Here is a 23,451-nt window from a genome sequence, read left to right on the forward strand (position 1 = left end):
CAATCCAAAACGGATCAGATGGATTCTTCGATCCAGCTTTGCAGCGCTGCCTTCGGTGCCGCGCCCGCGCGGTTCGAAACGACCTGACCGTCCTTGAAGATGAACAGCGCCGGGATGCCACGGACGCCCATTGCGGCGGCGGCGTTGGGGTTGCTGTCCACGTCCACTTTGGCGATTTTCACCTTGTCGCCATATTCGGCAGCCAGTTCTTCCAGCGCGGGGCCGATCTGCTTGCAGGGGCCGCACCATTCGGCCCAAAAGTCCACAACTACGGGAACGGCCGAGTTCTTGACTTCGGCATCAAAGGTATCGTCGGTAACGGCTACGGTCGACATATTCTGTCTCCTGAATGGGGTAAACTCGGGAACAGAACGTAGGTGCCGGTTCGGGTAAGGTCAAGATATCTGGGTGCGGGCCAGTGCATCCGTCACAAGATCGTGTGGCAGCCACATCAGATCCGCTGTGCGGGTCCAAAGGATCGCCGTGCGAATGGTCTTGTCGGGATAGATCTGCGCCAGCGCCTGCGCATAGGCCCCCATCTGGCGCAGCAGGCCTTCGGGACAGGACTCGGCACTATCCGGAACGGTGGCATTTGATTTGAAATCAACCACATGCACCTCTGTTTCCGTCACGATCAGCCGGTCAATAACACCGTGCATCCGCTGCCCGTTCAGGTCGGCGGTCACGGGCACCTCGGCCAGCGTATCCGGGGCGAACACGGGACTGAGGGGGGCCGCCGTCATTACGGCCACGGCTTCGTTCAGCAACTCGGTTCGATCCGCGTCGTGCATATCGGGCAGAAGCCGGGCGCAAAGCTGTGCCCAGGTGTCCCGTGCGGTACCGGGCAGGTGCTCCAGCAACAGATGCAGCCGAGTGCCGCGCAGCTTCGCGGCCTCTTCATCCTGACCGGCATCACCGGGCAGCGCCTTTGCCCCGCCCAGTTCCGACGGGCTGATGGTTTCCTCGATCTGCGGTGCAACTGGGGCGGCTTGCGCGCAGAACGCGGGCAGATCATACGCCGTTTCCGGCGCGGCACGGTGTTCAACGCATGGCAGGGCATCCCAATCCCCATGGGCCAATCGCCGGGTGCGCGAACCTTCAAGCTGGGTCGCCCCTGCCCGCTCCATCGCGGTCTCGACCATCTGGTACCAGCTGGTCCCATCCTTGCCGACATCCCCCGCGGCCGCCACGATCAACCACTTTTCAGCCCGTGTTAGAGCCACATAGAGCAGGCGTAGCCGTTCATTTTCCTCACGGCTTCGGGCCTCATCCCGTGCCTGAGAGATCAGCTTGGGCGATACATCCGCAGGCACTTTCCACAACGGTGTTCCATCCGCGACCATGATCTCGGCATCGCGGGGGGCCTGCCGTTTTCCGGTATCCGGCAGGATCACGATGGGCGCTTCCAACCCTTTTGAGCCATGCACCGTCATCACCCGGATCATGTCGCCGACACCGCTCATCTGCCGTTTGATTTCCAGATCATCGGTTTGCATCCAGACCAGAAACCCGGTCAGGCTGGGAATATCCGTGCGCTCATAAGCCAACGCCTGCGACAGCAGCGCATTGATTCCATCCTCGGCCTCGGCCCCCAAACGTCCCAACAGTTTTCGCCGCCCATCATGGCGGGTCAGAATGCGCTCGATCAGGTCATAAGGGCGCAGGAAATCGATCTGCCCGCGCAGGTCGTTGAGCATGGACAGCGTTTCGGGAAATTCCTCGGCCCGGTTGCGCAGCGCGACCCACAGGAATTTCTCTTGCCGCCGATGGGCCAGATCGAACAGTGCCTGCTCGCTCCACCCGAACAGTGGTGATTTAAGGACGGTGGCCAGCGACAGGCTGTCCTCGGGCGTGGCAAGGAAACTTAGCAGCGCGGCCAGGTCCTTGACCGCCAACTCAGCGCCAACTTTCAGGCGGTCGGCCCCGGCAATGGGCAGGCCCTGGGCCTTGCAGGCGCGAATGATCTCGGCAAACAGGTCCGAGCGGCGCTGGACCAGGATCAGAAAGTCTCCGGGCCGAACTTTGCGACGGACAAATGTGCCGGGCGTTTTGCCATCTTCGGGGACCGTCTCACCCTGCTCGATCATGCGCTTGATCGACCCTGCCACCTGCTCGGCCAGAATTACGATGTGGTGGCGCGAACCGGGTCGGTCGACGGGATCGGTCCAGTCACCATCCTCGTCATCTTCGACCTTTTCGACCACCGGCCACAGATCGACGCGCCCCGGCAGATCCGCCTTGAACGCGCGGTGCTGGCTGTCCTTGTGAAACCCCGCATCGGTGCGGTTTTCGAACAGAATATCGACCAGAGACAGGATCGCGCTGGAGGATCGGAACGAGTATTCCAGCGTCGAATCCCACAGTTTAGAGCCAGATTCTGTCAGCTTTCGCCCAAACTCAGCTTGCATCCGATCAAAGGCTTGCGGGTCCGCGCCCTGAAACGAGTAGATCGACTGTTTCTTGTCCCCGACCACAAAAATCGTGCGTTCGACTCCGGATCGGGCCCCCTCTCCGCTGGTGAATTCCTGCGCCAGCTTCTCGACCACATCCCACTGATCCGGGCTGGTATCCTGCGCCTCATCCACCAGAATGTGGTCGATACCGCCATCGAGTCGGTACAGCACCCATTCGGCCACTGCCGGGTCGTTCAAAACTTGCCGCGCGCGCAGGATCAGGTCGTCGAAATCCAGCCAGCCGCATAGTTGCTTGCGCCGCTCGTATTCCGGCAGGAAGGCGGCGGCAAAGCGGTGCAGAACGGCCGTTTTTTGCGCAGCAACCAGTGCGAGGCGCTGTTCGCGCGCAGCCTCGACCCGTAACATCAACGCTTCGAGTTGCGGCATCCGGTCAGCCAGCGCGCCTTCGCGCAGGGCCTTGGTCGGGAAGCCGTTAACCTTGGCGGTAAAGGGTTCTTTTGCGCTTTTGCCGGTCAGAAACACAGCCTCAAGCATGGGCAGATGTGCCAACCGCGCCTCGGTGAATCCGGCCAGTTTTGCCGCCGCCTTGGCGTTGTTGCCGCCACTTTCGATCAGCGCGGGCAGCATGGATTGAATCAACTCGACCTCGCCACCCAGAAACACCCGGGCCAGCAACTGGTCTTCGTCGAACCCTTCGGACAGCCCAAAACGCTGCAACAGGTCGGTGTGTTGTAACGGCTGTGCGAACAGGTTGCGCCGTTGCGCAACCGCTGCTGTCACCTTGTCAAAATCTGTATCGGTGACGAACCGTACAACATCCTCGATCAACCCGGCTTGGGGGCCTTCGGCGAAATCCTCAATGATTTCTTCGCGCAACAAGGCGGCGGCCCGGTCTTCCATCTCGGCGAATTGCGGGCTGACCCCGGCTTCCAACGGGAAACGGCGCAGCAGCGAGGCGCAGAACGAGTGAATGGTCTGGATTTTCAGCCCGCCCGGCGTTTCAATCGCGCGCGCAAAAAGCGTGCGTGCCTGCGCCAGCCGGTTGGGATCGATGATACCTTTGACCCCCAAATCGGTCAGTTGTTGCAACAGCGATGCGTCGCCCAGCATCGCCCATTCGCCCAGCCGTTTGAACAACCGGTTCTGCATCTCGCTGGCGGCGGCTTTGGTATAGGTCAGACACAGGATGTGTTGGGGCTGCACCCCGTCCAATAACAACCGCGCCACGCGGTCGGTCAACACCCGCGTTTTGCCCGACCCCGCATTGGCCGCCAGCCAGGTCGAAGCATCGGGGCGCGCGGCCTGCACCTGCCGCTCGGTCGCGTCGTTGCGAGGGGTCATGTCAAGTCCTCGGGGCGGGTTTCGGCGGTGCGATCCCATTCGCCGAACCGGGCCAGATGGTCATAGTCGCCAATGTCGGTGTCCTTGTGCAGCATCCGGCGAGAGGAAAAGCCCTGATCAGGCTCTAAATAGGCCGAAACAAGCTCTTTCAACTCAGCCAACACCTTGTCTGCGGGTTCCTTGTTCAGCGGTGCGGCGACCTCTTTGTAACTGCCGCCCATGCCGATAAAGATCGCCTCGGCCACGCTGACGGGGTCGATCCCTTCGATGGCACCCTGCTCGGCCATGGCGGACTCGATCAACAGCTGTTTGTCGAACTTGGCCTGCTGGCTTTCGCTCGGCGGCGCGCCGGTTTTGTAATCGATAATCCGCAGCGCGCCCCGGCTGTTGCGGTCGATCCGATCGGCGCGCCCGACAATGGTGAAATCCAACGGCGCAAGCACCAGCTTCATCGCGGCCTCAAAGGCCACCGGCCCGCCATCGCCCCGGCGCGCGGTTTCGGCGGACAGGAAAGCGTCGGCAATCCGTTCCAGCCGCGCCAGCCATAATTTGCGCGCGGTCGGCCAGGCGACATGGGTTTCCAGCAGATCATGTGCGCGTTTCAGGAAATTCTCGCGGGTCAGCAAGGCGGTATCCAACACGCTGTCCTTGACAAAATGTTCGAGGATTTCGTGGATCACGATCCCGCGCAACAAGGCATCTGGGGCCTGCACCAACGGGTCCAGCGGTTTCAGGCGCAGCACATGCTTGGCGTAGATCGAGTACGGATCGCGGATCAGCCGCTTGATTTCGGTCACCGACAGACGCCGGGGCCGCGCCGCGACCGGAGGGCGTGGGGACGGGCGGTGCGCCGCATCGATCCGGGGGGCCTGTTCCAGCGCTTTCGCCCAACTCAGGTACGTTTGACCGCGCGCGCGCATGTCTTTCAGAGCCTCTCGGCCTCCCTGATCGGGCAAACCCTGCAGCAGGTTGGTCAGGCGGTTCAGCCACCGCGACGGCACAGTTTCCGCATCGTCCGAGCGGGTGGCGCGGGTCAGGCAGACCTCGGTCGCGCCGATGGCCTGCTGGAAATCATGCGCCGAAAGGCCGATCCGGCGTTCTGGCAGCAACAGCCCCGCCTTGTCGCGCATCTGACGGTTCAGCCAGGGGTCAGGCGCAGGGGCCTCGGGCCAGCTACCTTCATTCAGGCCGCCCAGAATCAGCAGATCGGCCCCCTGCACGCGGGCCTCAAGCGTTCCCCAGATCATGATGTTGGGATGCGGGGCGTCGCGGTCGCGGACCTCTTCCCCGGCCAAAAGCGCACCAAGTAAGTCGGCGAAATCATGGGCGGTCATGGGCCCGCCATGGTGCGCCTCATCCTGCAGGGCGGTCAAAACGGCCAGCGCCTTTTGCCCCGCGTTTTTGTCCCAGAGCGTGCCTTGTTCGCCTGCACTGCCGGCTGAAATGGCTTCGGCCAGAGGCCGCAAGCGGTCAACCCATTCGGTCAGCGGGCGCTCACCGGTGACTTGCTGATCACAGAAATGCGCTCCGACCCAGTTCAGCCAATCCGCAGGCGCGTCGGTGCGAATGGCCGAGGCCGTCAGGCTGACATGATCGGGAAACGGGGCGCCATAGCGGCGCAGATCCAGTTCCAGATCGCGGGTGTGCAGCAGATGCGCGCCACGCTCAGCTCCGTCATGGCAAAGCGGGTGTTTCAGCAGGGTCAGCAAAGCCTCACCATCCAGCCGACGGGCAAACAACCCCGCGACATGGCGCAGAAACCGGCCCGGAGGCGACAGTTGCAAGGGCAGGCCTGCGCTGTCATCGGGCAGGATGTTCCAACGGTCCAGCGCCGCACTGACCTGTCGGGTCAGCATCCGATCCGGCGTGATCAGGGCGGCGGTCTGGCCGGTTTCAGCCGCTTGCCGCAGTCGCAGGGCGATGGCCAGCGCTTCGGACCGGGGCGAGTCCGCCTCGATCAGTGTCAGGTCCTTGGTCGCAAGGTCCAGATCCGCCAGTTGCGGGCCTTCGGACATCCAGGCGTCGGTGATCGGGGCAGGGCGCAAAGCCAGCGAAACCAACCGGTTACGCGCGGGTGACGGTGGTTGCTTGTCCGTCCAGGGCTGAATCTGATCGGGGGTCAGTTCCAGCGCGTGCATCAGCTTGCGGAAGCGGTATTGCGGATGATCCTCTGAGGTCAGCGCCTCATCCAGACGATCCCAAACGGCATCCGGCTGGTCAAAATCATAACCCGGCAGGATCAACGCGCCCTGCGGCAAGCGCGCAACGGCCTGCATCAGCATCAGCGTTGTACCGCGCGATCCGGTCGATCCGGCCAGGATTACGGGATGCTGAGGCGGCGCGCCCTGCCAGCGGGCAATCAGGTTCTCGACCACACGACGTTGGCGGGCCTGCGCATCCATCGCCTGATCGCCTGCATCGACAAAATGATCGGCGATGCCGATAAACGCCTGTGCCCGCGCCCAATGGCCAGACATGTCGCTGACATCCAATTGCCGGATCGCGTCGGGTGAGACACCTTCGCCCTGCATCTCATCAATCAGCGCCGCCAGACTGTCGGACAGATCAAACAGTGAGGCGCGCGCGGCCAGATCGGGCTGTTGTTCTAACAGTTTCGAGATCAGCTGCGTTAGTTCCAACCGCCGCCGCAGGGGCGGAATGGCGGGCGGGATTTGCGCCAGATCGACGCTTTCCCCCAGATCGGTGACCAGAGACAGCCGGGGCAGCAGGCAGGGCGGGCCCTGATCGAACAGGTCCCGCACGCGGCGCGCCATGCGGCGGGTATTGACCACCAGTTGCACCCGCGCCAGCGCCTCGGGCGGGCCATCGCTGCGTTGGTGCAGCCCGTCGACCAGCGCCTTGGGAAAGTCGGTGCCGGGCGGAACGGCGAATACGCGGGGCAGGGCGCTGGGTTTAAACATCGGCCAGCAACCCTTCGGCCAGGGCAATCCCCTCGGGTCGTCCGACATCGCACCATCGACCGGGGTATTCGGTTGCAAACAGCCGATTTTGGTCCTGCATCCGGTTCCAAAGCAGGTTGAGAGAGAACGCCTGTTCCGAAAATTCTGCCAAGCGATCCGTTTTGATGATCTGCGCGCCACCATAAACCAGGCCCGGCCCGCGCGTGATCCGGCCTTCGGCATCTGCAGTGAAATCGCCGGTGCCGCTGTGACCCACCGTGTGGGCAATGGGGATGCACATCAGCAGGGCATCCATCCTTTGCGGATCCCACACGTTTTGCAGCAAGGTCAATGGGTTCGGCCCGGCCCAGACCGCGTCGGTGTTCAAGGTGAAGACCGGGTTTGACGCCAGCAGGGGCAAGGCGGCACGCAACCCGCCACCGGTTTCCAGAATCTCGGGCTCTTCCCGCGATAGCAGCACCCCCTTGGGCGTAAGATGCGCCGCAAGCTGATCGGCATGGTAGTGCAGGTTTACGACCACGCGTTCGGGATTTAAACCTTCCACATGGTCCAAAGCGTGATCGATCAGAGGTTTCCCTGCCACTTCGATCAAGGGTTTGGGCCGGTCTTTGGTCAACGCGCCCATGCGGGTTCCAAACCCGGCGGCAAACATCATGACCGCGGTCGGAGCGTTGGTCATACCGCCCTCAGCCTCGCCAGATTTTCAGGGGTCGGCTCGGGCAGCGCCTCCCGCACTACATCTGCCACGGAAAGCAGGGCAGGATGTTCCAGATCGCGCATCAGGTGCGACCATGTCGCAGGGATCAGGTCAATGTAATGTCGTTTTCCATAATCCGTGGCCAATCGCGCAAACCCGCCCAGAATACGCAGGTTCCGTTGTGCGCCCAGAACGCTGTAAGCGGTTCGGAAATCGTGATCATTCATGCCCGAGGCCGCAACATAGCGGTTGATCATCTGCATCTCGGTCCCCACCGAAACCGACCGGCGGACATCCTGCAGCAAGGACACCAGATCATAGGCCGGGTGCCCCAGCATCGCGAGTTGGAAGTCCAGCAAGCCGACCCGCTGCACCCCGTTACGATCCGGCATCCAGATCAGGTTTTCGGCGTGATAATCGCGCAGAACCACCACCTTTGTGCCTGAGGTTTCACGGTGCAGAATATCGGAAAACCGGCTTTCGAACCGGGCCAGCGCGTCGGTGTCGTGGTGCCCCAGAATGCCCTGGGCATATTTCGTGAAGGACAGCGATGACAGCTCGGTCATCAGCGCCGGGTCGTAGGACGGTAAAGACAGCGAGGGCGCATTGTGCAGGTGAAGCAGCACATCGGTCGCGGCCTCATACAGCGCGCGTTCCTTGCCGGGGTCTTTGTCCAGAACGCGGGCGAACAGGTCATCGCCAAGATCCTCCAGCAGCAGAATGCCAAATTCGGCGTCTTCGGCGTAGATCTCGGGGGCGTTCAACCCGACCGAGCGCAGGTATTCTGCAACCCGCACAAACGCGTTGACGTCTTCGCCCTTTTCGGGCGGCGCATCCATCAGAACGGCGGTGCGGCCGGTCGCGTGATCGGTCAGACGCTCATAGCTGCGGTTCGACGCGTCCCCGGCCAGAGGCGCGCGGCGGGCCCCGGCCCATGGGGTCTGCGCGATCAGCGCCTCGGTCAGTATGGCCCGGTTGGTCATGTGGTCGTCTCCAGTTTTTGCGACCATTTCGGGTCGGACCATTTAAGCGTCAGGTGGCGTTTTTCTTCCGCGTTAGGGTCTGTTTTGAACACAAGATTTAACGCGGATTGCGGTGTCAGAGGGCCCAGTTTATCGGGCCATTCAACCAAGCAGATCGCGGTTTCAAACGCGTCAATCAGGCCCAGTTCTTCGACCTCTTCGACCATGCTCAGCCGGTAGAGATCGCAATGCCAGACCTCACCGGCCTGCGTGTCATAGGCCTGAACCAGAGTGAATGTGGGTGAGGGCACATCCTCGGGCACCTGCATCAGCGACTGGATCAGGCTGCGTGCGAAATGCGTCTTACCGCTGCCGATGGGCCCTTCAAGCAGCAAAATATCCCCGGGGCCGAGGGTGTTGCCCAATCGGGTGGCAAAATCGGCGGTGTCGTCCGGGGATGTCAGGGTAAGGGAAACAGGCGGCGTCGTCATGGCGCCACAATGGCCTCGCGCCCGCGCGGCTGCAACCCGGTTCAGGCGCTGATTTGCTGGATTGGAGTTCGGTCCAGCACGGCGGCGTCACAGGCAAAGCGCACAATGGTCGCGCCGTTCTGCATTGGGGTTACCGTGCAATCCAGTTTGGTGCCGTCGCGCATCCCAATCTCAGCCGACCATTCGGCCCGGTTGTCGCGCATTTCAACGAAATCCCGGATCTCGCCCAGAATGGGCGTGGCGACACAACGCTCCTGCCATTTGCGGGTCACATCCATGACCGAGTCGCTGTGGAATCCTGCATCATCGGCATCGCCCCAAAGCTTTTGATAGGCGTAGTTGGTCAGCGCCAGCGTGCCGTCATCCGCAAAGACGGCAATGGCATCTGCCAGCTTGTCCAGAATCGATTGCATCAGGTCCATTTCCGCGCGGAATCGGCGGGTCAGGGTAATCTCGGCTGTAATATCTTCGAACAGAAAGGCGACGGCCCCATCGGGGTGTGGACGGCCACTGACGGAATAGACCGAGCCGGACGGCAGCGACCAGGTTTCCTGATAATTCCCATCCTCTGCCGCCTCGAGCAGATCGTTCATCTGCTTGCGCCACGACCGGTAATTCTTGGGTTCCGGCATCATGTGCTGATCCCGCAGCCGGTCAAAGAAACTGGACAGGCTGGGACGGCAACTGAGGAAATCCGGGGGCAGGGTGGTCAGGTCGATCAGGGCCGGGTTGAACAGGGCCAGCTGACGGTTGCGGTCAAAGATGGCCAGACCGATGGAGAGCTGTGCAAAGGTCTTGGTCATAGTCTGCACGAATTTGCGCTGGGCGGTTTCCGCCTCGACAATCGCGTTGACGTCCATGGCATAGCACAGGCAGCCCTCGTCATGTTCGATCTGGGTCAGGTCGAACCAAAACTGACTGTCGCTGCCGACAACATCAATCGGGATGCGGGTTTTCCCGGCAGGTCTTGGGTCACCCTTTTGGGTCGGAAACAGTGGCGCAGTCAGATCCACGTCCTGACCGCGCGCCTTGCGGGCCAGCGCGATATAAGCGGCGTTGCACCACGTAACCCGGTTTTTGTGGCCCCAAAGCCAGACCGGATAGGGGGCCTGATCCATCGCCAGACGGATCGGATCGTTCGGATCGCGCAGTTGGCTTTCGGATGATTTCGCAGGTTCGTGCAACTGCACCCGTACAATTCCGTCGATCCATTCGCACAGAACCTCTCGTTCAACCGTGCAATCGATGGCAGAGACCACCAGATTTCCCTGATCGCGCACGATATCCGGCGTTTCCGGAAAGTTGGGGAAGTCCCGCTGCAACAAGCGGCGCAGCCCGTCCCAATCTCCCACCTGCTCGAACCCTGCCAGCGCGATATCGGAATGGCTGATCAGCCGGTCCCCGTCGAACAGAAACACCGCGTCAAACAGCGAGGCGTTCGAAAACATCCCATAGCTGTCATCCCGGCGCGCGCGGCGCGGAAGCAGCCATTGAATGGCCAGACAGCACGATACAAGGCTGATTGTGGCCAGGATGATCCAGTCAGCCATAGAAAACCCCATGCCGGAACAAATGCTGGGATCAGACTATGGCTCTGATTGGTTAACGGTCTGTTAATTCAGACCTGGATGTGCTGGTTGCTGCCCGAGGGCACCGGCGTGTCGCCCTTTTGCGCGTCAATCAGCTTGCGCGGCCAGGACACTCGCACAATCGCACCCTTGTGGGCTGGGTTGTCGGACAGGTGCTGATAGGGGTCCGATCCGTTGGCAAATTCCAGTTCGGCCCCGCTGCGTTCCAGCAGGGTCTTGGCGATGAACAGGCCCAGCCCCATCCCTTCGTATTCCGGGCGGGCGCGCTGATCGGTCTCGGCCCGGCGACGGCGCATGAACGGATCCCCGATCCGCCCAATCAGGTGCGAGGGGTAGCCGCGACCGTCATCCATGATGCTGACGGTGATCTGATCCGTGGTCCAATGCGCCTCGACCCAGACATTGGCGCGCGAGAAATCCACCGCGTTCTGGATCAGGTTACGCAGGCCGTGAATGATCTCGGGTTTGCGCAGGATCGAGGGCTGTTGCACGTCCCCATCCTGTGCCGGGCCTTCGGCGAAGTGAACCATCTTGCCGCGCTCGATATGCGGTTCCGCGGCCTCATGCACCACGGTCGAGATCGGGGCCTGCCGCAGATGCAGGTCATCCTTCCCGGCCCGGCCCATATCGCGCAGGATATCGCGGCAGCGGTCGGCCTGTTCGCGGATCAACGCGGCGTCTTCTTTCAGATCGGGTCGGTCATCCAGCTCTTCGATCAACTCGGAACTGGTCAGTTTGATCGTGGCCAGTGGCGTGCCCAATTCGTGTGCGGCAGCGGCAACCACACCGCCCAGATCGGTCAGTTTCTGCTCACGCGCCAGCGCCATATGGGTGGCCGACAGCGCCTCGGACATGGATTGCACCTCGGAACTGACGCGGTGCGAATAAGCGCCGATGAACACGATGGCGATCAGGATCGCGGCCCAGTTGCCGAACAGAAGAATATCCGGAATGCGCAGAATCAGCCCGATATCGGTGCGCAGGGGCAGGTGAAATTCGGCCAGCAGGGTGGCCAGAATGATGGCAACGCCACCAACGATCAAAGTGGACCGCGTGCTCATGACATTGGCCGAGATCGTGACGGGCCCCAGCAACAGCAGGGCAAACGGATTGTTCAGACCGCCGGTCAGGTACAGCAGAAACGCCAGTTGCATCAGGTCGAACAGCACCATCAGGAAGTTTTCGAATTCGGTCAGGCGCTTGTTCTGCGGGAACAGGAAAATCGCGGTCAGATTGCCCATGACCGAAACACCGATGGCCAGATAGCACAGCCCAACCTCAAGCTGCACGTGATAGGTTTGCTGGGCCACGGTGATCGCGGTGATCTGCCCCACGATGGCCACCCAGCGCAACAGGATCAGCGTGCGCAGCCGGATCCAGCTGCTGCGCTCCTGGCCGCGCCAAAACGTCTGGTTGGAATCTGCCATCGGTCGATTATGTCCTGTTGCATCGGCTGTTCATCTTGATAGGTGTCCCGGCCGAAACGATCAACAACCCCTTGCGCACGGATAATCGCCATGACCCGCCTGTATGCTGTTCTCGCAACCGTTGTTCTGGCTATTGGCCTTGGGGCCATGTGGCTTTTGACGCAAGGGTCGGGTTCGGACGACAAGTTCGCGCAATGCCGATCCAGCCAGATCGCCGGGGGTACAGCGGCCATTGGCGGGCCGTTCGAGCTGATCAACGGCAAGGGCGAGACGGTGACTGACGCAGATGTGATCACCGAACCGACGCTGGTTTATTTCGGCTATACCTTCTGCCCCGATGTCTGCCCGTTCGATATGTCCCGCAACGCCGAGGCGGTCGATATTCTGGCCGGGCGCGGGTATTCCACGACGCCCCTGTTCATCTCGATCGATCCGGATCGGGACACGCCCGAGGTGGTCGGCGACTATGCCTTCAACCTGGGTGGCAAAACCATCGCGCTGACGGGATCGCCCGAACAGGTCAAGGCCGCCAGTCAGGCCTACAAGACCTATTACAAGGCCCATGACAAAAGCGATGAATACTATCTGGTCGATCATTCGACATTCACCTATCTGGTGACGCCCGAGGATGGGTTTCTGGAGTTCTTCAAGCGCGACGACACCGCCCAGCAGATGGCCGACAAGGTTGGCTGTTTCCTCGATCAAGGCGCGTCCTGACAAGGTTGTTTGACCTTTGTTCCCGCGCTGCTATTACTCTTGTTCAAGCCAACGGCATGACATAGCGGAAAGACCTAAGAATGGCAGACAGTTCTCAGCTTGATATCGGCCCTGACAAATCCCTGCTTCTGGTGGATGATGACGAGCCGTTTCTGAGACGTCTGGCCAAGGCCATGGAAAAGCGCGGGTTCGAGGTTGAAACTGCCGGTTCCGTCGCCGCAGGTCGCGCGATCTCTACCGCCCGTCCGCCCGCCTATGCAGTTGTCGATCTGCGGCTCGAGGATGGCAATGGTCTGGATGTGGTCGAGGTTCTGCGTGAAAAACGCCCCGACAGCCGGGTTGTTGTACTGACCGGCTATGGTGCGATTGCAACCGCCGTGGCGGCTGTGAAGATCGGCGCGACGGATTACCTGTCAAAGCCCGCCGACGCCACCGACATCACCAACGCGCTGCTGGCCAAGGGTGATGAACTGCCCCCGCCGCCGGAAAACCCCATGAGCGCCGACCGCGTGCGGTGGGAGCATATCCAGCGGGTCTATGAGCTGTGCGACCGGAATGTCTCGGAAACCGCACGGCGGCTGAACATGCACCGCCGGACGTTGCAGCGGATTTTGGCGAAGCGTAGCCCTCGGTAAAAAGCAGAGCTTTGACTGGTCTGTTCAAAGGGTAGTCTTTAAGACTACTCGCCAGACTTCGGATAGATGAACCCGTTCACCGGGTACAAACTGCCATACTGACCCGGAAGGCTTTCGACCCGAACCAGCGTCCAGTCGTTGTTTTTGGACACATCCCTCACGCCCATCTTCAACGACACCTTGTTGCGGTGCCAGTTGGCGTGGTTCACGATGACTTCCCGCTCGGTCACAACATCGGACACAACTGCCACGTGGCCCAGCGGCATCCCGCGGGTTGCCCGAAACGACATGACCGAACCGACAACCGGTTCATTGCCCCGCGCGAAACCACTGCGCGCCTTGCCCCACCAGTCCTTGGCGTTGCCGCGAATTTCGATACCGCTGAGGTCGCGCGCATAGGGCACGCACCACACCCTCTGCCCCCGAGACTGCTTTTGCGAGACCTCGCGCAGCGCCATTGACTGACGTTCCGGATCGAGCTGTTCATCGCTTGGACCATGGGCGCAGGCAGAGACCAGACTCAAAAGTCCCACCGCAATTGCGGTTCGGGCTGCGCCGGACAAGCGCGGCCAAGTCGTGTCTGTTTTGCGTATGCCGGTGCTCAAGAATCTTCACTGTCCATTCGAAGACACGTGAGTTTTAGGGGGATCAGATGTGTTGTGAAAAGAGGTCTGTCAGCTCGTGGCAAGATTTCGCCGGTTCTTTGTTACACAAATAGGACAATAGCCGGGCCAGAAGGGGAAAATAACGAAGTGTTTGACTACCTGATATGGGCACAGCTTGTTCGAGACGGCGCGACGTCTGAGAATGCATGCAGGACATAGTAGTGGAATTTGGCGGCGTGTAGTCGTAGGTGATTATTGTCTCTTGAGCGCGCTTTTTGATCAACTAGTGTTTTATCTCGCTCTCGAGTTTTGCAATAAAATCCTTGCGAGCTATTGGGTTGGAGAACCAGAAAAGCCCCTTTGTTTTGAGCGCGCTGAGTACAAACTCTGTTCTTATTGCCGCCTCACCGCTTCGTAGAGAAAACACGCCCGTCGTCATAAGTCCATCACTACAAGAAACTTGGTGCTCAGAACTCGCGCCGAAGGCCTTTCCGGTTTCGCTTTCGAAGAAGTATCGAAAATCCCTGAACTCTTGAGGTGAAAGAAAATGGCGGATTTTAGTTTCTTCATATCCCCAAGCCAGAGGAGAAATAACAATTCTGTCTGCCGCCTCTGCCTTACACTCCTTGTAACTAAGTCTTCTTAGTTTTTGCCAGACACCGGTTTGGTAAAAGGATTTGATCTCGGTTAATTGCTGTGCATCGAATGTCTTAAGATATGATTTCGCAAAATCGTCAAGCTGCTCGTCGATGGCAACATCTGTGATTTCATTAGGAACAAGGATTTCGAGGCGCTCGGCATCTCTTACTCTTATGTTGTGGTTTCTCAACAGACTATCGAGGTACCTAACATAATACTTTGAAGCATTGGTTCTCATCGTGCGAACTTCTTCTTCTAGAAACCGTTGGCTAGCGATATATTTCGCATCGTCTTCTGGAGATGCAGATGCCGTAAGTGCAAGGCAGCACAATAAAATCACTGTGAAACACAGCCTATTCATCTCGAAACTTCCTACTATCTCTCAAGCAACGCGCTATGCCGTGCCACATACGCTTCTCTTACCTCAACCGGCGGTCTCAGCGTGATCGTCAGCCCCTCCATCACCGCCCGATCCGGACGACCGAAGAACTTCGTCGCCTCAGCCTCGGAAAACCCTGCGATCTGGGTGGCCTCCATCCAGGCGCTGATCTTGTCGGCTTTCTTGATCTGCCGTTTCACCGTCTTCGGCACTTCGGCAGGCAGGCCGAACCGGATGTGGATGGCTGCTGCCAACCGGTCATCCAGCGCGCCGTAGTCCGGGCCGACGGCGGATTTGACGGGTGAGATCATGTCGCCGATCACATATTCCGGCGCGTCGTGTAACAGGGCTGCAAGTCGCCATTTCGCGGGCGCTTTGGGGGCGATACGGCCAAAAATCTCTTCGACCAGCAAGGAATGTTCGGCCACGGAATAGGCGAAATCACCGTTTGTCTGCCCGTTCCAACGCGCCACAAAGGCCAGACCATGCGCGATATCTTCGATCTCGATATCCACCGGGGTCGGGTCCAGCAGGTCCAGCCTGCGGCCTGACAGCATCCTCTGCCATGCTCGGGGTTGTGTTGCCATTCTGCCATGCCTTGTGAAGTGGGACACATTAAAATCGTATTTTTCTGCTATGATGTACCTGTCAGGATCACTTGCTGCCAACGTTTTCTTGAGCGTTCGTGCTTTGAAACATCACCACTCGATCCCGACATAAAAACCGAGGGGGGCACACGCTTCTCCCGGTGTGCGCCTCTCACAAATGCAACGCGAAGTGAAAGGAGCAAGTTATGTTCAAGCGTTTATTTGCAATTGCCCTGACTTTTGGCATGGCCGCCACGGCCCCGCCCGCCTTTGCTCGCACCTGTGCAGAGCGCGAGCATGTGATTGACAGATTGCAGAAGAGTTACTCGGAAGAGCTGGCTTTTGGCGGTTTGCAGAAAACACGCGGCGCGCAGTCGGTCATGGAGGTTTGGACCTCAAAAGAAACGGGCAGTTATACCGTTTTGGTGACCCAGGCGAACGGCATTTCCTGTATTGTCGCCGTTGGCACCGATTTTTTCGAAGCAATCCCGAAAGTCAAAGTTGACGGCACGCCAAGCTGATAAAAGTGGCGTAACACTCCGTTTTCGGACATCCACATTGCCACCTGCCCCAAGGGATGTTAGGGGCAGCCAAGTGTGATTGACCGGAAAAATGGAGCGCCAGATGGCCGGGGACTATATCGTTAAAGACATTTCGCTGGCCGGGTTTGGCCGCAAGGAACTGGATATCGCCGAAACCGAAATGCCGGGGCTGATGTCCTTGCGTGCGGAATATGGCGACAGCAAGCCATTGTCGGGCGCGCGCATCGTCGGTTCGCTGCACATGACCATCCAGACAGCCGTTCTGATCGAAACGCTGACAGCACTTGGCGCGGATGTGCGCTGGGCGTCGTGCAACATCTTCTCGACCCAGGACCATGCGGCGGCAGCGATTGCCGAGGCGGGCATTCCGGTCTTTGCCATCAAAGGCCAGACGCTGGAAGAGCATTGGGATTATCTGGACAAATCCTTCCTGTTCGAGGACGGCCCCAACATGATCCTGGACGATGGCGGCGACGCGACGCTGTATATCCTGCTGGGCGCCCGCGCCGAAGCGGGTGAGGACATCATCCCCGTTCCGGGTTCGGAAGAGGAAGAGGTGATCAAGAAGCAGATCGCCAAGCGTATGGCAGCAAGCCCCGGCTGGTTTACCAAGATGCGTGACCAGATTCAGGGTGTATCCGAGGAAACCACCACTGGTGTGAACCGTCTGTACCAGCTGGTGAAAGACGGCCACCTGCCTTTCCCGGCGATCAACGTGAATGACAGCGTCACCAAGTCGAAGTTCGACAACAAATATGGCTGTAAGGAATCGCTGGTTGACGGCATCCGCCGCGCCACCGACACCATGATGGCCGGTAAGGTTGCTGTTGTGTGCGGCTATGGCGACGTGGGCAAAGGCTCGGCGGCTTCGCTGCGTGGCGCAGGTGCCCGTGTGAAAGTCACCGAAGTTGATCCGATCTGCGCGCTGCAAGCCGCGATGGACGGGTTCGAAGTGACCCTGCTGGAAGACGAAGTCGAAAGCGCGGATATCTTCATCACCACCACCGGCAACAAGGACGTGATCCGCATCGAGCATATGCGCGCGATGAAGGACATGGCCATCGTCGGCAATATCGGCCATTTCGACAATGAAATTCAGGTGGCCAGCCTGAAGAACCACAAATGGACCAACATCAAGGAACAGGTGGACATGATCGAGATGCCCTCGGGCAACCGTATCATCCTGCTGTCCGAAGGTCGCCTGCTGAACCTCGGCAACGCCACCGGGCACCCGTCTTTCGTGATGTCGGCGTCCTTCACCAACCAGGTCCTGGCGCAGATCGAGCTGTTCACCAAAGGCGACCAGTACGAAAACAAGGTCTACATCCTGCCCAAGCATCTGGATGAGAAAGTCGCGCGCCTGCATCTGGACCGCATCGGTGTGAAGCTGACCAAGATGGACAATGAACAAGCGGCCTATATCGGTGTTGCGCCGGAAGGCCCCTATAAGCCCGAGCATTACCGCTACTGATCGCGGATCGGGTATGAGCAAACGCACAGGACGCCGCCGGATTTCGTATCTGGCGGCGTCTTTCTTTTCGATCATCGTATTTCTATTTCTTGTTGGTTCGGGCGGGTATCTGTTGCTGTCCCATCCGCAATCGCCTGTTCCATCGCATTGGAATCCGATGCGGGATCTGGCCGTGAAAGCCCGGGTCACACCAGTTACCAGATACCAATTGAGCCGGGCGCTGGCGGATGAGGCGCAGTGCCGGGCGGCCCTGTCCGACGCGGGCGCGGCGTTTGAACCGATGGAGGATCTGGTCGTTGATCAGAATTGCGGCATTGCCGGTCGGGGCGCGTTGTCGCAACTGACCTCAGCCAAGGTCGCGCTTGTTGAGACACGCTGCACCACCGCCCTGCGTCTGGCGATGTGGGAACATCACGTGGTCCAGCCAGCCGCGCAGGAGATTCTGGGCACCACAGTCCGGTCCCTGCGCCATCTGGGCAGCTATAACTGCCGCCGCATGCGCACCGCCCAAGGTGAAAACAGCGGGTGGAGCAGCCATGCCACGGCGGATTCGATCGACATCATAGGCGTTACCCTGGCCGACGGACGGGCGCTGAACCTGTTGGACGACTGGACCGAACCCGGCCCCGAGGCCGATTTTCTGCGTCAGATCGGGCGCGGTGCATGTGATTGGTTTCGCGTGGTGCTGGGCCCTGATTTCAACCGTTTGCATGCCGATCATTTTCACCTTCAGGGGCCCGGCTGGGGCTATTGCCGATAGCCGAGCGCGCCGTTTCAGCGTAGGGAGGGCATGAAATCTTCACGGCCCTGCGGTGTGAAATCCAGAACATTCCACAATGGCCATGCCGCATCCACATGCCGGGGATGCCAATCGCTGGGTTCAAAGAACAGCTCGGAACTCCAGAAATGGTGAATGCCGTCCGAAAGGCGCTGAAAGACATTCAGGATGGGAAGCTGGTCACCCCCGTCGGTCTCGGCCAGATAGTCGCTCTGGTACCGCGTCCCAAGCGCGGAATATAACGGGAGCGCATTCCAACCCATCTTGTCTTTGAGGGACAACAGTTTTTCGGGCGTGTTCTGCGCCACCACCGCAACCGATGCCTTTTGCGCCAGATGATGGATCTGAGAGTTCAACCCATCCAGAAAGGCCGAGCACATCGGGCAAGGGCGTTCCGCATCCGGTCCGTACATCAGCGAATAGATGATCAGCGTATCCTTGTCGCTAAACAGCGACGACATCGGTGCGGCCTCGCCGGTAAGTTCTCGGAACGCGTAATCGTTTGGGATCTTGCCCCCGACAGGCAGAGCACGGCGCAAGGCCGCGACCTCTTCAACCTTTGCTCTCAGGTCCCGCTCGGCGGACAGAAGCGCGTTACGAGCGGATCGATATGCGGTGGTTTCATTGGGTAGGGAAACGGGCATCAGGACCTCCGGGATTCGTAATTAACAAAAAGGTTAAATAAAAAATTCACGAAAATCAATTCGCGGCGTTCCGCAAAGTTCGGCCTAGGGGGAAACCTTGTGATTTTTCCCTTTTGGGAAATCTCATTGCAAGGCTAGTCTCTCGGGCATCGGTGAAAAGTGCCGTGACAACGGATTAAGGAGAATGGGACATGGGCAAACGCGACGATTTGATCGCCAAATACGCTGAAGATCTGAAAGGCAAATGTGGGATGGACCCCGATATGGACCTGCTGACAAAGGTCACCATCGGTTGCGGTCCGGCGATCTATGACGCGGATGCGTCGACAGTGGCGGCCAGCCAGGAAGGTGAACTTGAGACCGTCAAGAACAACTTCCTGATCAAGAAACTGGGCCTGTCCGACGGTCCCGAGCTGATGGAAGCGATCAACAAGGCCATGGAAACCTATGGCATGTCCGAGCGCAACAAATACCGCGCGGTCGTCTATTACATGCTGACCAAGCATTTCGGGAAAGAATCCGTTTACGGTTGATCCCCGCACAATACGATTACAAACGCCCGCCTGTCCCCAAGGCGGGCGTTTTGCATTTGAATTGGATTCTAAGGACTTGCCGTTTGAAACGCGGTCGCGGATCGGGCTATGGTCAATTCAGAGACCAGGACGGTCAGAACCAGATTTTCGATACACGTGTGGTGAGTAGGGAGCACGTGGGGTAGGGAAGGTTCTGCGCCGTGCAGGGCCTTCCCTTTTTTACCTTCAATCCGCTTGGGTTTCGCCCAGAGCACAGATTGTAACCCATTCCATATCGCTGACAGGCTGCACGGACAGGCGTGAGTTTTTGACCAGCACCATCTCGGCCAACCGCTCATCCGCTTTGATCTGATCCAGCGTCACGGGCTTGGCGAACGGGCGCACCGCCTTGATGTCCACACATTCCCAGCGTTCGTCATCGGTGGTGCTGTCGGGATGGGCTGCGGCGCAGACCTCGACAATGCCGACAATCGCCTTGTCCTTTTGCGAATGATAGAAAAAGCCGCGATCCCCCACGGCCATCTGCCGCATGAAATTGCGTGCCTGATAGTTGCGTACGCCATCCCATTCTTCGCCCGCATCGCCCTTGGCGACCTGTTGATCCCAGCTCCAGGTCGAAGGTTCGGATTTGAACAGCCAATACGCCATCAGCCGATCACCCGTTTCCAGGGGATCAACTCGACCGACTCGAACAGCCCCGCCAAAGCATAGGGATCGTTTTCGGCCCAAGTTTTGGCCTCGGCCATGTCCTCGACATCCAGAATGACCAGAGACCCGATCATGTCCTCTTGCTCCAACAGTGGCCCGGCTTGCGAGACGACGCCGGTTTCCTCGATATAGGCCAGGTGGGCCGCGCGGTTGTCCAGACGGGTTTGCAGCGCGCCAGCTTTGTCTTTGGCGATCAGGGCGATGAGCATTCTATTCCTCCTTAAGCGGCCGACCCAGCAGGGACTGAATCGCCTGAGCTACACTGTAGGCACCGTCGCTGAGTTCCGCCACCGTTGTGCTGATTGGCATGTCCAGCCCCTCGGCTTTGGCGATCTTGGCCATGGCGCGGGCCGTGGCGACACCTTCGACTGTTGTGGTCTTGTCGAACGGCTGATTCAGACCCAAACACAGGCCAAAACGATAGTTTCGCGACAGTTCGGATGAACAGGTCAGCACCAGATCGCCCAACCCGGACAGCCCCATCAACGTATCCGGTTGCGCCCCGCGCTGGGCGGCAAAGCGTTGCATCTCGGCAAAACCGCGGGTGATCAGGGCAGCCCGTGCGCTGTCTCCCAACCCTGCCCCGATAGCAGCGCCGCAGCCGATGGCCATGACGTTTTTCAACGCGCCGCCCAACTCGGCCCCGGTGGTGTCGGTGGTGCGGTAAAGGCGCAGGTTTGCGGTGGTCAGCCGGGCTTGCAGGTCTTCGCCCGCAGCGGCGTCTGCACAGGCCAATGTCAGCGCCGTAGGCAGGCCGCGCGCGATGTCATCGGCAAAACTGGGCCCGGTCAGCAGAGCTGGTTGGGCATCCGGGACGGTTTCACGGATCACCGCCACCGGGCCAAGACCAGTGGACAGTTCAATCCCCTTGCAGCAGGCGACCAGGGTTTTGCCCGCCAGTGCCGTTCGGTGCTGGGTCAAGGCCGCGCGCAATTGCTGCATAGGCACCGAGACCAACAGCAAATCCGATTGGCACGCCTGATCGATCTGCGCCGTCACCGTGATCTGGGGCGGCAAAGGCACACCGGGAAGGCGTTGTGCGTTCTCGGCCGTCTCCTGCATGGCGCGGGCTTGCACTGCGTCGCGCGACCACAAGGTGACAGGCCCGTTGCCTGCCAGAGAAATCGCAAGGGCGGTTCCGAACGCGCCAGAGCCCAGTACCGAAACGCTCATGCCTTGGCGCCTTTCTTGCCGCTGCCCAGCATCGCCGGGCTGGTTTGATCCAATGGCCAGCGCGGGCGGGCGGTTAGGTCCAGGCCGTCCCGCGCGCCGGTGCGAAAACGTTCAAGCCCGGCATAGGCGATCATCGCCGCGTTGTCGGTACACAAGGCCAGCGGTGGGGCGGTGAACGAAACGCCTTGTTCGGCAGAAACAGTCTCTAACGAGGTCCGAATGGCGGCATTTGCGGCCACACCCCCGGCCACTGCGATCACAGGATCGGCAGGGTTTTGTTCCAAATACAGACCGATCGCGCGACGGGTTTTCTCGGCCAGCGTATCCACAACCGCCTGTTGGAACCCGGCGCACAGATCAGCGCGGTCCTGCCGGGTCAGCCCGCCTTTTTCCGCCACGATCTGATCGCGCATCCGCATCAGGGCCGTCTTGAGCCCCGAGAAAGACAGGTCACATCCGGGCCGATCCAGCAGGGGACGCGGGAACCGGAACCGCTTGGGATCGCCCGAGCGCGCCTCGGTCTCGACCGAAGGACCACCGGGCTGCGGCAGGCCCAGCAAGCGGGCGGTTTTGTCAAAGGCTTCTCCCGGCGCGTCGTCGATGGTGCCGCCAAGGCGGGTGAAGGCCTCGGGGCCATGGGCGATCAGGTATTGGCAATGACCGCCCGAGACCAGCAGCATCAGGTAGGGGAATGATACGCCATCGGTCAGGCGCGGGGTCAGCGCATGCCCGGCCAGGTGATTCACGCCGATCAGCGGCAGACCGGTGGCCGCACTGATTCCCTTTGCGCACATCACGCCGGACATGACCCCGCCGATCAGGCCCGGCCCGGCGGTTACGGCAATGGCGTCCATGTCGCCCAGACCCAATCCCGCAGCCGTAAGCGCCTGCACCACACAGGTGTCCAGCTTCTCGGCATGGGCTCGTGCCGCGATCTCGGGCACGACGCCGCCATAGGCGCTGTGCAGCTCGGTCTGGCCATGCACGACCGAGGACAGAATCTCGGCCCGCGCGCCCTCTGTCTGGCGCACCACGGCGGCGGCAGTATCGTCGCAGCTGCTTTCCAACCCAAGGACGGTAAGTGTTTGCACCATTGGCACGATCCGTTGCATTATGATTGGCAAGCGGGGTACCACCCTGCGCGGATGCAAACAATCCCAAGGCCAAAGGCGCCGATCGTTGTATTTGTTGATGACACGCCCGCGCGCTGCCTCGGAGAGGTTTGTGGCGCAGCTGCCGACCCGCACCAGATCACGGGTGACCGTCATCCATTCCCCCATTCTGGAAATCAAACCGCTGCCGGTGCAGGTTTCAACATCCGACGTGCAGGGGCTTATCTTCTCGTCCGCCAATGCGGTGAACGCGGCGGCATCGATGGGGGTAAGCCGCGATTTGCCCGCCTATTGTGTGGGTCCGACCACGACCGGAACCGCCAAAGGCGCAGGCTGGGCGGCGCAGATGGTTGGCGGCACAGCCGAGGAACTGGTGGCGGCCCTGCTACAGATCCGGCCGCACAGCCCGCTGTTGCATCTGCGCGGCGAACACAGCCGTGGAAACGTGGCCGAGCGTTTGACGGAACTGGGTGTCACAACGCGGGAACAGGCGGTGTACCAGCAACATCTGCGACCGCTGAGCGCCGAGGCTTTGGCGGTTTGCAACGCAGATCGGCCAATCATCGCGCCGATATTCTCACCCCGGACCGCGCGACAATTTGCCGACATCTGGGCCGGAACCGCGCCCCTTTGGCTGGCCGCGATCAGCCAGGCAACGGCGGAACCCCTTAAATCCTTGGGCTACACGCGCCTGAAGATCGCCAAAGAGCCGACGCCCGTAAAAATGCGCAAAGCCGTTAAAAAGCTTGTGAAACATGCGATGCGGGTTGAGGGCGAGCCGGGTGCAGATTAACTTGGACCAGTCTGTAGTTCTGGTGATTTTAGAATCGATAAGGGGAATGTGACGGTGGCGGGCAAAAAGAAATCCGATCAGGAACCGGTGGAATCCCCGAAATCGGACGACGTAGCCGAAGGCGCAACTGTCGATCCAACTGTCGAATCTGATGACGCGGCTGTTGACCAGAACGACGCCAGCGAAGACCTGACTTCCGAAGCCGAAGCCGAAGCCGAAGCCGAAGCCGAAGCCGAAGCCGAAGCCGAAGCCGAAGCCGAAGCCGAAGCCGAAGCCGAAGCCGAAGCCGAAGC

The 23,451-nt window shown here is 60.1% G+C and carries 22 protein-coding genes and 2 pseudogenes; 8 read left to right on the forward strand and 16 right to left on the reverse strand.

The annotated features are described in order from the left end of the window. Window positions 1-14 precede the first annotated feature (14 nt). The 8 genes and pseudogenes from trxA to regB all read right to left on the reverse strand — a co-directional run. Window positions 15-353: pseudogene (gene trxA / locus ACR0KX_RS12055) on the reverse strand (thioredoxin); the annotation flags it as partial. A gap of 42 nt (window positions 354-395) precedes the next feature. Further along, a complete protein-coding gene (gene addA, locus ACR0KX_RS12060) occupies window positions 396-3,755 on the reverse strand; it encodes a double-strand break repair helicase AddA (protein WP_480708455.1) in 3,360 nt (1,119 codons plus the stop codon). Further along, window positions 3,752-6,676 (reverse strand): double-strand break repair protein AddB, encoded by a 2,925-nt coding sequence (addB, locus tag ACR0KX_RS12065; RefSeq protein WP_170623545.1) that lies wholly within the window; start codon window positions 6,674-6,676, stop codon window positions 3,752-3,754. The genes addA and addB overlap by 4 nt, the downstream gene beginning before the upstream one ends. Next, window positions 6,669-7,355 carry a nucleotidyltransferase family protein gene (locus ACR0KX_RS12070; protein WP_170623547.1) on the reverse strand — a complete coding sequence of 229 codons (687 nt, stop codon included), beginning with the start codon at window positions 7,353-7,355 and terminating at the stop codon, window positions 6,669-6,671. Before ACR0KX_RS12070 ends, addB begins: the two co-directional genes overlap by 8 nt. Further along, on the reverse strand, window positions 7,352-8,356 hold the full coding sequence (locus ACR0KX_RS12075) for a phosphotransferase (RefSeq protein ID WP_170623549.1): 1,005 nt from the start codon (window positions 8,354-8,356) through the stop codon (window positions 7,352-7,354). The genes ACR0KX_RS12070 and ACR0KX_RS12075 overlap by 4 nt, the downstream gene beginning before the upstream one ends. Continuing rightward, window positions 8,353-8,826, reverse strand: a complete 474-nt coding sequence (gene tsaE, locus ACR0KX_RS12080; RefSeq protein ID WP_170520844.1) for a tRNA (adenosine(37)-N6)-threonylcarbamoyltransferase complex ATPase subunit type 1 TsaE — start codon at window positions 8,824-8,826, stop codon at window positions 8,353-8,355. The genes ACR0KX_RS12075 and tsaE overlap by 4 nt, the downstream gene beginning before the upstream one ends. Before the next feature lie 41 nt (window positions 8,827-8,867). After that, window positions 8,868-10,376 carry a PAS-domain containing protein gene (locus tag ACR0KX_RS12085; protein WP_170623553.1) on the reverse strand — a complete coding sequence of 503 codons (1,509 nt, stop codon included), beginning with the start codon at window positions 10,374-10,376 and terminating at the stop codon, window positions 8,868-8,870. A 68-nt stretch (window positions 10,377-10,444) separates the two neighbouring features. Then, window positions 10,445-11,842: a sensor histidine kinase RegB gene (regB, locus tag ACR0KX_RS12090; RefSeq protein ID WP_170453323.1), complete on the reverse strand. Its 1,398-nt coding sequence runs from the start codon at window positions 11,840-11,842 to the stop codon at window positions 10,445-10,447. 90 nt (window positions 11,843-11,932) lie between these two features. On the opposite strand from regB, the gene ACR0KX_RS12095 reads away from it, so the two are divergent. After that, window positions 11,933-12,559 (forward strand): SCO family protein, encoded by a 627-nt coding sequence (locus ACR0KX_RS12095; RefSeq protein ID WP_170453322.1) that lies wholly within the window; start codon window positions 11,933-11,935, stop codon window positions 12,557-12,559. A gap of 80 nt (window positions 12,560-12,639) precedes the next feature. After that, window positions 12,640-13,194 carry an ActR/PrrA/RegA family redox response regulator transcription factor gene (locus tag ACR0KX_RS12100; protein WP_050604676.1) on the forward strand — a complete coding sequence of 185 codons (555 nt, stop codon included), beginning with the start codon at window positions 12,640-12,642 and terminating at the stop codon, window positions 13,192-13,194. Window positions 13,195-13,238: 44 nt separating this feature from the next. Here the strand turns inward: ACR0KX_RS12100 and ACR0KX_RS12105 are convergent, their stop codons facing one another. From ACR0KX_RS12105 to ACR0KX_RS12115, 3 genes are all read right to left on the reverse strand, one after another. Further along, window positions 13,239-13,727 carry a CHAP domain-containing protein gene (locus ACR0KX_RS12105; protein WP_480708456.1) on the reverse strand — a complete coding sequence of 163 codons (489 nt, stop codon included), beginning with the start codon at window positions 13,725-13,727 and terminating at the stop codon, window positions 13,239-13,241. A gap of 355 nt (window positions 13,728-14,082) precedes the next feature. Continuing rightward, complete coding sequence (locus tag ACR0KX_RS12110) at window positions 14,083-14,799, reverse strand: hypothetical protein (protein ID WP_170520837.1); 717 nt, start codon at window positions 14,797-14,799, stop codon at window positions 14,083-14,085. Between the two features lie 14 nt (window positions 14,800-14,813). Continuing rightward, on the reverse strand, window positions 14,814-15,404 hold the full coding sequence (locus ACR0KX_RS12115; protein ID WP_170520835.1) for an HD domain-containing protein: 591 nt from the start codon (window positions 15,402-15,404) through the stop codon (window positions 14,814-14,816). Window positions 15,405-15,610: 206 nt separating this feature from the next. Between ACR0KX_RS12115 and ACR0KX_RS12120 the strand changes: the two genes are divergently transcribed. From ACR0KX_RS12120 to ACR0KX_RS12130, 3 genes are all read left to right on the forward strand, one after another. Beyond that, window positions 15,611-15,925, forward strand: coding sequence for a hypothetical protein (locus ACR0KX_RS12120; RefSeq protein WP_170453319.1), 315 nt, complete (start codon window positions 15,611-15,613; stop codon window positions 15,923-15,925). A 103-nt stretch (window positions 15,926-16,028) separates the two neighbouring features. Further along, window positions 16,029-17,417: an adenosylhomocysteinase gene (ahcY, locus tag ACR0KX_RS12125; RefSeq protein WP_480583191.1), complete on the forward strand. Its 1,389-nt coding sequence runs from the start codon at window positions 16,029-16,031 to the stop codon at window positions 17,415-17,417. Window positions 17,418-17,430: 13 nt separating this feature from the next. Continuing rightward, a complete protein-coding gene (locus tag ACR0KX_RS12130; protein ID WP_170623559.1) occupies window positions 17,431-18,177 on the forward strand; it encodes an extensin family protein in 747 nt (248 codons plus the stop codon). Between the two features lie 14 nt (window positions 18,178-18,191). Here ACR0KX_RS12130 and ACR0KX_RS12135 read toward each other — a convergent pair whose 3' ends face one another. After that, on the reverse strand, window positions 18,192-18,839 hold the full coding sequence (locus ACR0KX_RS12135) for a DUF899 family protein (protein ID WP_170453317.1): 648 nt from the start codon (window positions 18,837-18,839) through the stop codon (window positions 18,192-18,194). A 191-nt stretch (window positions 18,840-19,030) separates the two neighbouring features. On the opposite strand from ACR0KX_RS12135, the gene ACR0KX_RS12140 reads away from it, so the two are divergent. Continuing rightward, a complete protein-coding gene (locus ACR0KX_RS12140) occupies window positions 19,031-19,372 on the forward strand; it encodes a DUF2853 family protein (RefSeq protein ID WP_170453316.1) in 342 nt (113 codons plus the stop codon). A gap of 225 nt (window positions 19,373-19,597) precedes the next feature. Here ACR0KX_RS12140 and ACR0KX_RS12145 read toward each other — a convergent pair whose 3' ends face one another. From ACR0KX_RS12145 to tsaD, 4 genes are read right to left on the reverse strand one after another with little or no spacing between them, the layout of a single operon-like run. Beyond that, window positions 19,598-20,020 carry an EVE domain-containing protein gene (locus ACR0KX_RS12145; RefSeq protein WP_480708457.1) on the reverse strand — a complete coding sequence of 141 codons (423 nt, stop codon included), beginning with the start codon at window positions 20,018-20,020 and terminating at the stop codon, window positions 19,598-19,600. Next, window positions 20,020-20,289 carry a YciI family protein gene (locus tag ACR0KX_RS12150; protein ID WP_170453314.1) on the reverse strand — a complete coding sequence of 90 codons (270 nt, stop codon included), beginning with the start codon at window positions 20,287-20,289 and terminating at the stop codon, window positions 20,020-20,022. Before ACR0KX_RS12150 ends, ACR0KX_RS12145 begins: the two co-directional genes overlap by 1 nt. 1 nt (window position 20,290) lies before the next feature. After that, window positions 20,291-21,253, reverse strand: coding sequence for an NAD(P)H-dependent glycerol-3-phosphate dehydrogenase (locus ACR0KX_RS12155; RefSeq protein WP_480708458.1), 963 nt, complete (start codon window positions 21,251-21,253; stop codon window positions 20,291-20,293). Further along, a complete protein-coding gene (gene tsaD / locus ACR0KX_RS12160) occupies window positions 21,250-22,347 on the reverse strand; it encodes a tRNA (adenosine(37)-N6)-threonylcarbamoyltransferase complex transferase subunit TsaD (protein ID WP_480708459.1) in 1,098 nt (365 codons plus the stop codon). Before tsaD ends, ACR0KX_RS12155 begins: the two co-directional genes overlap by 4 nt. A gap of 130 nt (window positions 22,348-22,477) precedes the next feature. On the opposite strand from tsaD, the gene ACR0KX_RS12165 reads away from it, so the two are divergent. Then, window positions 22,478-23,158 (forward strand): uroporphyrinogen-III synthase, encoded by a 681-nt coding sequence (locus ACR0KX_RS12165; protein WP_480708460.1) that lies wholly within the window; start codon window positions 22,478-22,480, stop codon window positions 23,156-23,158. Window positions 23,159-23,212: 54 nt separating this feature from the next. Then, window positions 23,213-23,451: pseudogene (locus tag ACR0KX_RS12170) on the forward strand (hypothetical protein); the annotation flags it as partial.

The organism is Ruegeria sp. BG5 (assembly GCF_056538425.1).

Excerpts from the sequence above, each read along its gene's own strand:
- ACR0KX_RS12120 (WP_170453319.1), top strand. The coding sequence starts at position 15,611 with ATGTTCAAGCGTTTATTTGCAATTGCCCTGACTTTTGGCATGGCCGCC.
- addB (WP_170623545.1), bottom strand. The coding sequence starts at position 6,676 with ATGTTTAAACCCAGCGCCCTGCCCCGCGTATTCGCCGTTCCGCCCGGC.
- ACR0KX_RS12145 (WP_480708457.1), bottom strand. The coding sequence starts at position 20,020 with ATGGCGTATTGGCTGTTCAAATCCGAACCTTCGACCTGGAGCTGGGAT.
- ACR0KX_RS12075 (WP_170623549.1), bottom strand. The coding sequence starts at position 8,356 with ATGACCAACCGGGCCATACTGACCGAGGCGCTGATCGCGCAGACCCCA.
- tsaE (WP_170520844.1), bottom strand. The coding sequence starts at position 8,826 with ATGACGACGCCGCCTGTTTCCCTTACCCTGACATCCCCGGACGACACC.
- ACR0KX_RS12130 (WP_170623559.1), top strand. The coding sequence starts at position 17,431 with ATGAGCAAACGCACAGGACGCCGCCGGATTTCGTATCTGGCGGCGTCT.
- ACR0KX_RS12135 (WP_170453317.1), bottom strand. The coding sequence starts at position 18,839 with ATGCCCGTTTCCCTACCCAATGAAACCACCGCATATCGATCCGCTCGT.
- tsaD (WP_480708459.1), bottom strand. The coding sequence starts at position 22,347 with ATGGTGCAAACACTTACCGTCCTTGGGTTGGAAAGCAGCTGCGACGAT.
- ACR0KX_RS12140 (WP_170453316.1), top strand. The coding sequence starts at position 19,031 with ATGGGCAAACGCGACGATTTGATCGCCAAATACGCTGAAGATCTGAAA.
- ACR0KX_RS12150 (WP_170453314.1), bottom strand. The coding sequence starts at position 20,289 with ATGCTCATCGCCCTGATCGCCAAAGACAAAGCTGGCGCGCTGCAAACC.
- addA (WP_480708455.1), bottom strand. The coding sequence starts at position 3,755 with ATGACCCCTCGCAACGACGCGACCGAGCGGCAGGTGCAGGCCGCGCGC.
- ACR0KX_RS12085 (WP_170623553.1), bottom strand. The coding sequence starts at position 10,376 with ATGGCTGACTGGATCATCCTGGCCACAATCAGCCTTGTATCGTGCTGT.
- ACR0KX_RS12110 (WP_170520837.1), bottom strand. The coding sequence starts at position 14,799 with ATGAATAGGCTGTGTTTCACAGTGATTTTATTGTGCTGCCTTGCACTT.
- regB (WP_170453323.1), bottom strand. The coding sequence starts at position 11,842 with ATGGCAGATTCCAACCAGACGTTTTGGCGCGGCCAGGAGCGCAGCAGC.
- ACR0KX_RS12155 (WP_480708458.1), bottom strand. The coding sequence starts at position 21,253 with ATGAGCGTTTCGGTACTGGGCTCTGGCGCGTTCGGAACCGCCCTTGCG.
- ACR0KX_RS12095 (WP_170453322.1), top strand. The coding sequence starts at position 11,933 with ATGACCCGCCTGTATGCTGTTCTCGCAACCGTTGTTCTGGCTATTGGC.
- ACR0KX_RS12100 (WP_050604676.1), top strand. The coding sequence starts at position 12,640 with ATGGCAGACAGTTCTCAGCTTGATATCGGCCCTGACAAATCCCTGCTT.
- ACR0KX_RS12070 (WP_170623547.1), bottom strand. The coding sequence starts at position 7,355 with ATGACCAACGCTCCGACCGCGGTCATGATGTTTGCCGCCGGGTTTGGA.
- ahcY (WP_480583191.1), top strand. The coding sequence starts at position 16,029 with ATGGCCGGGGACTATATCGTTAAAGACATTTCGCTGGCCGGGTTTGGC.
- ACR0KX_RS12115 (WP_170520835.1), bottom strand. The coding sequence starts at position 15,404 with ATGGCAACACAACCCCGAGCATGGCAGAGGATGCTGTCAGGCCGCAGG.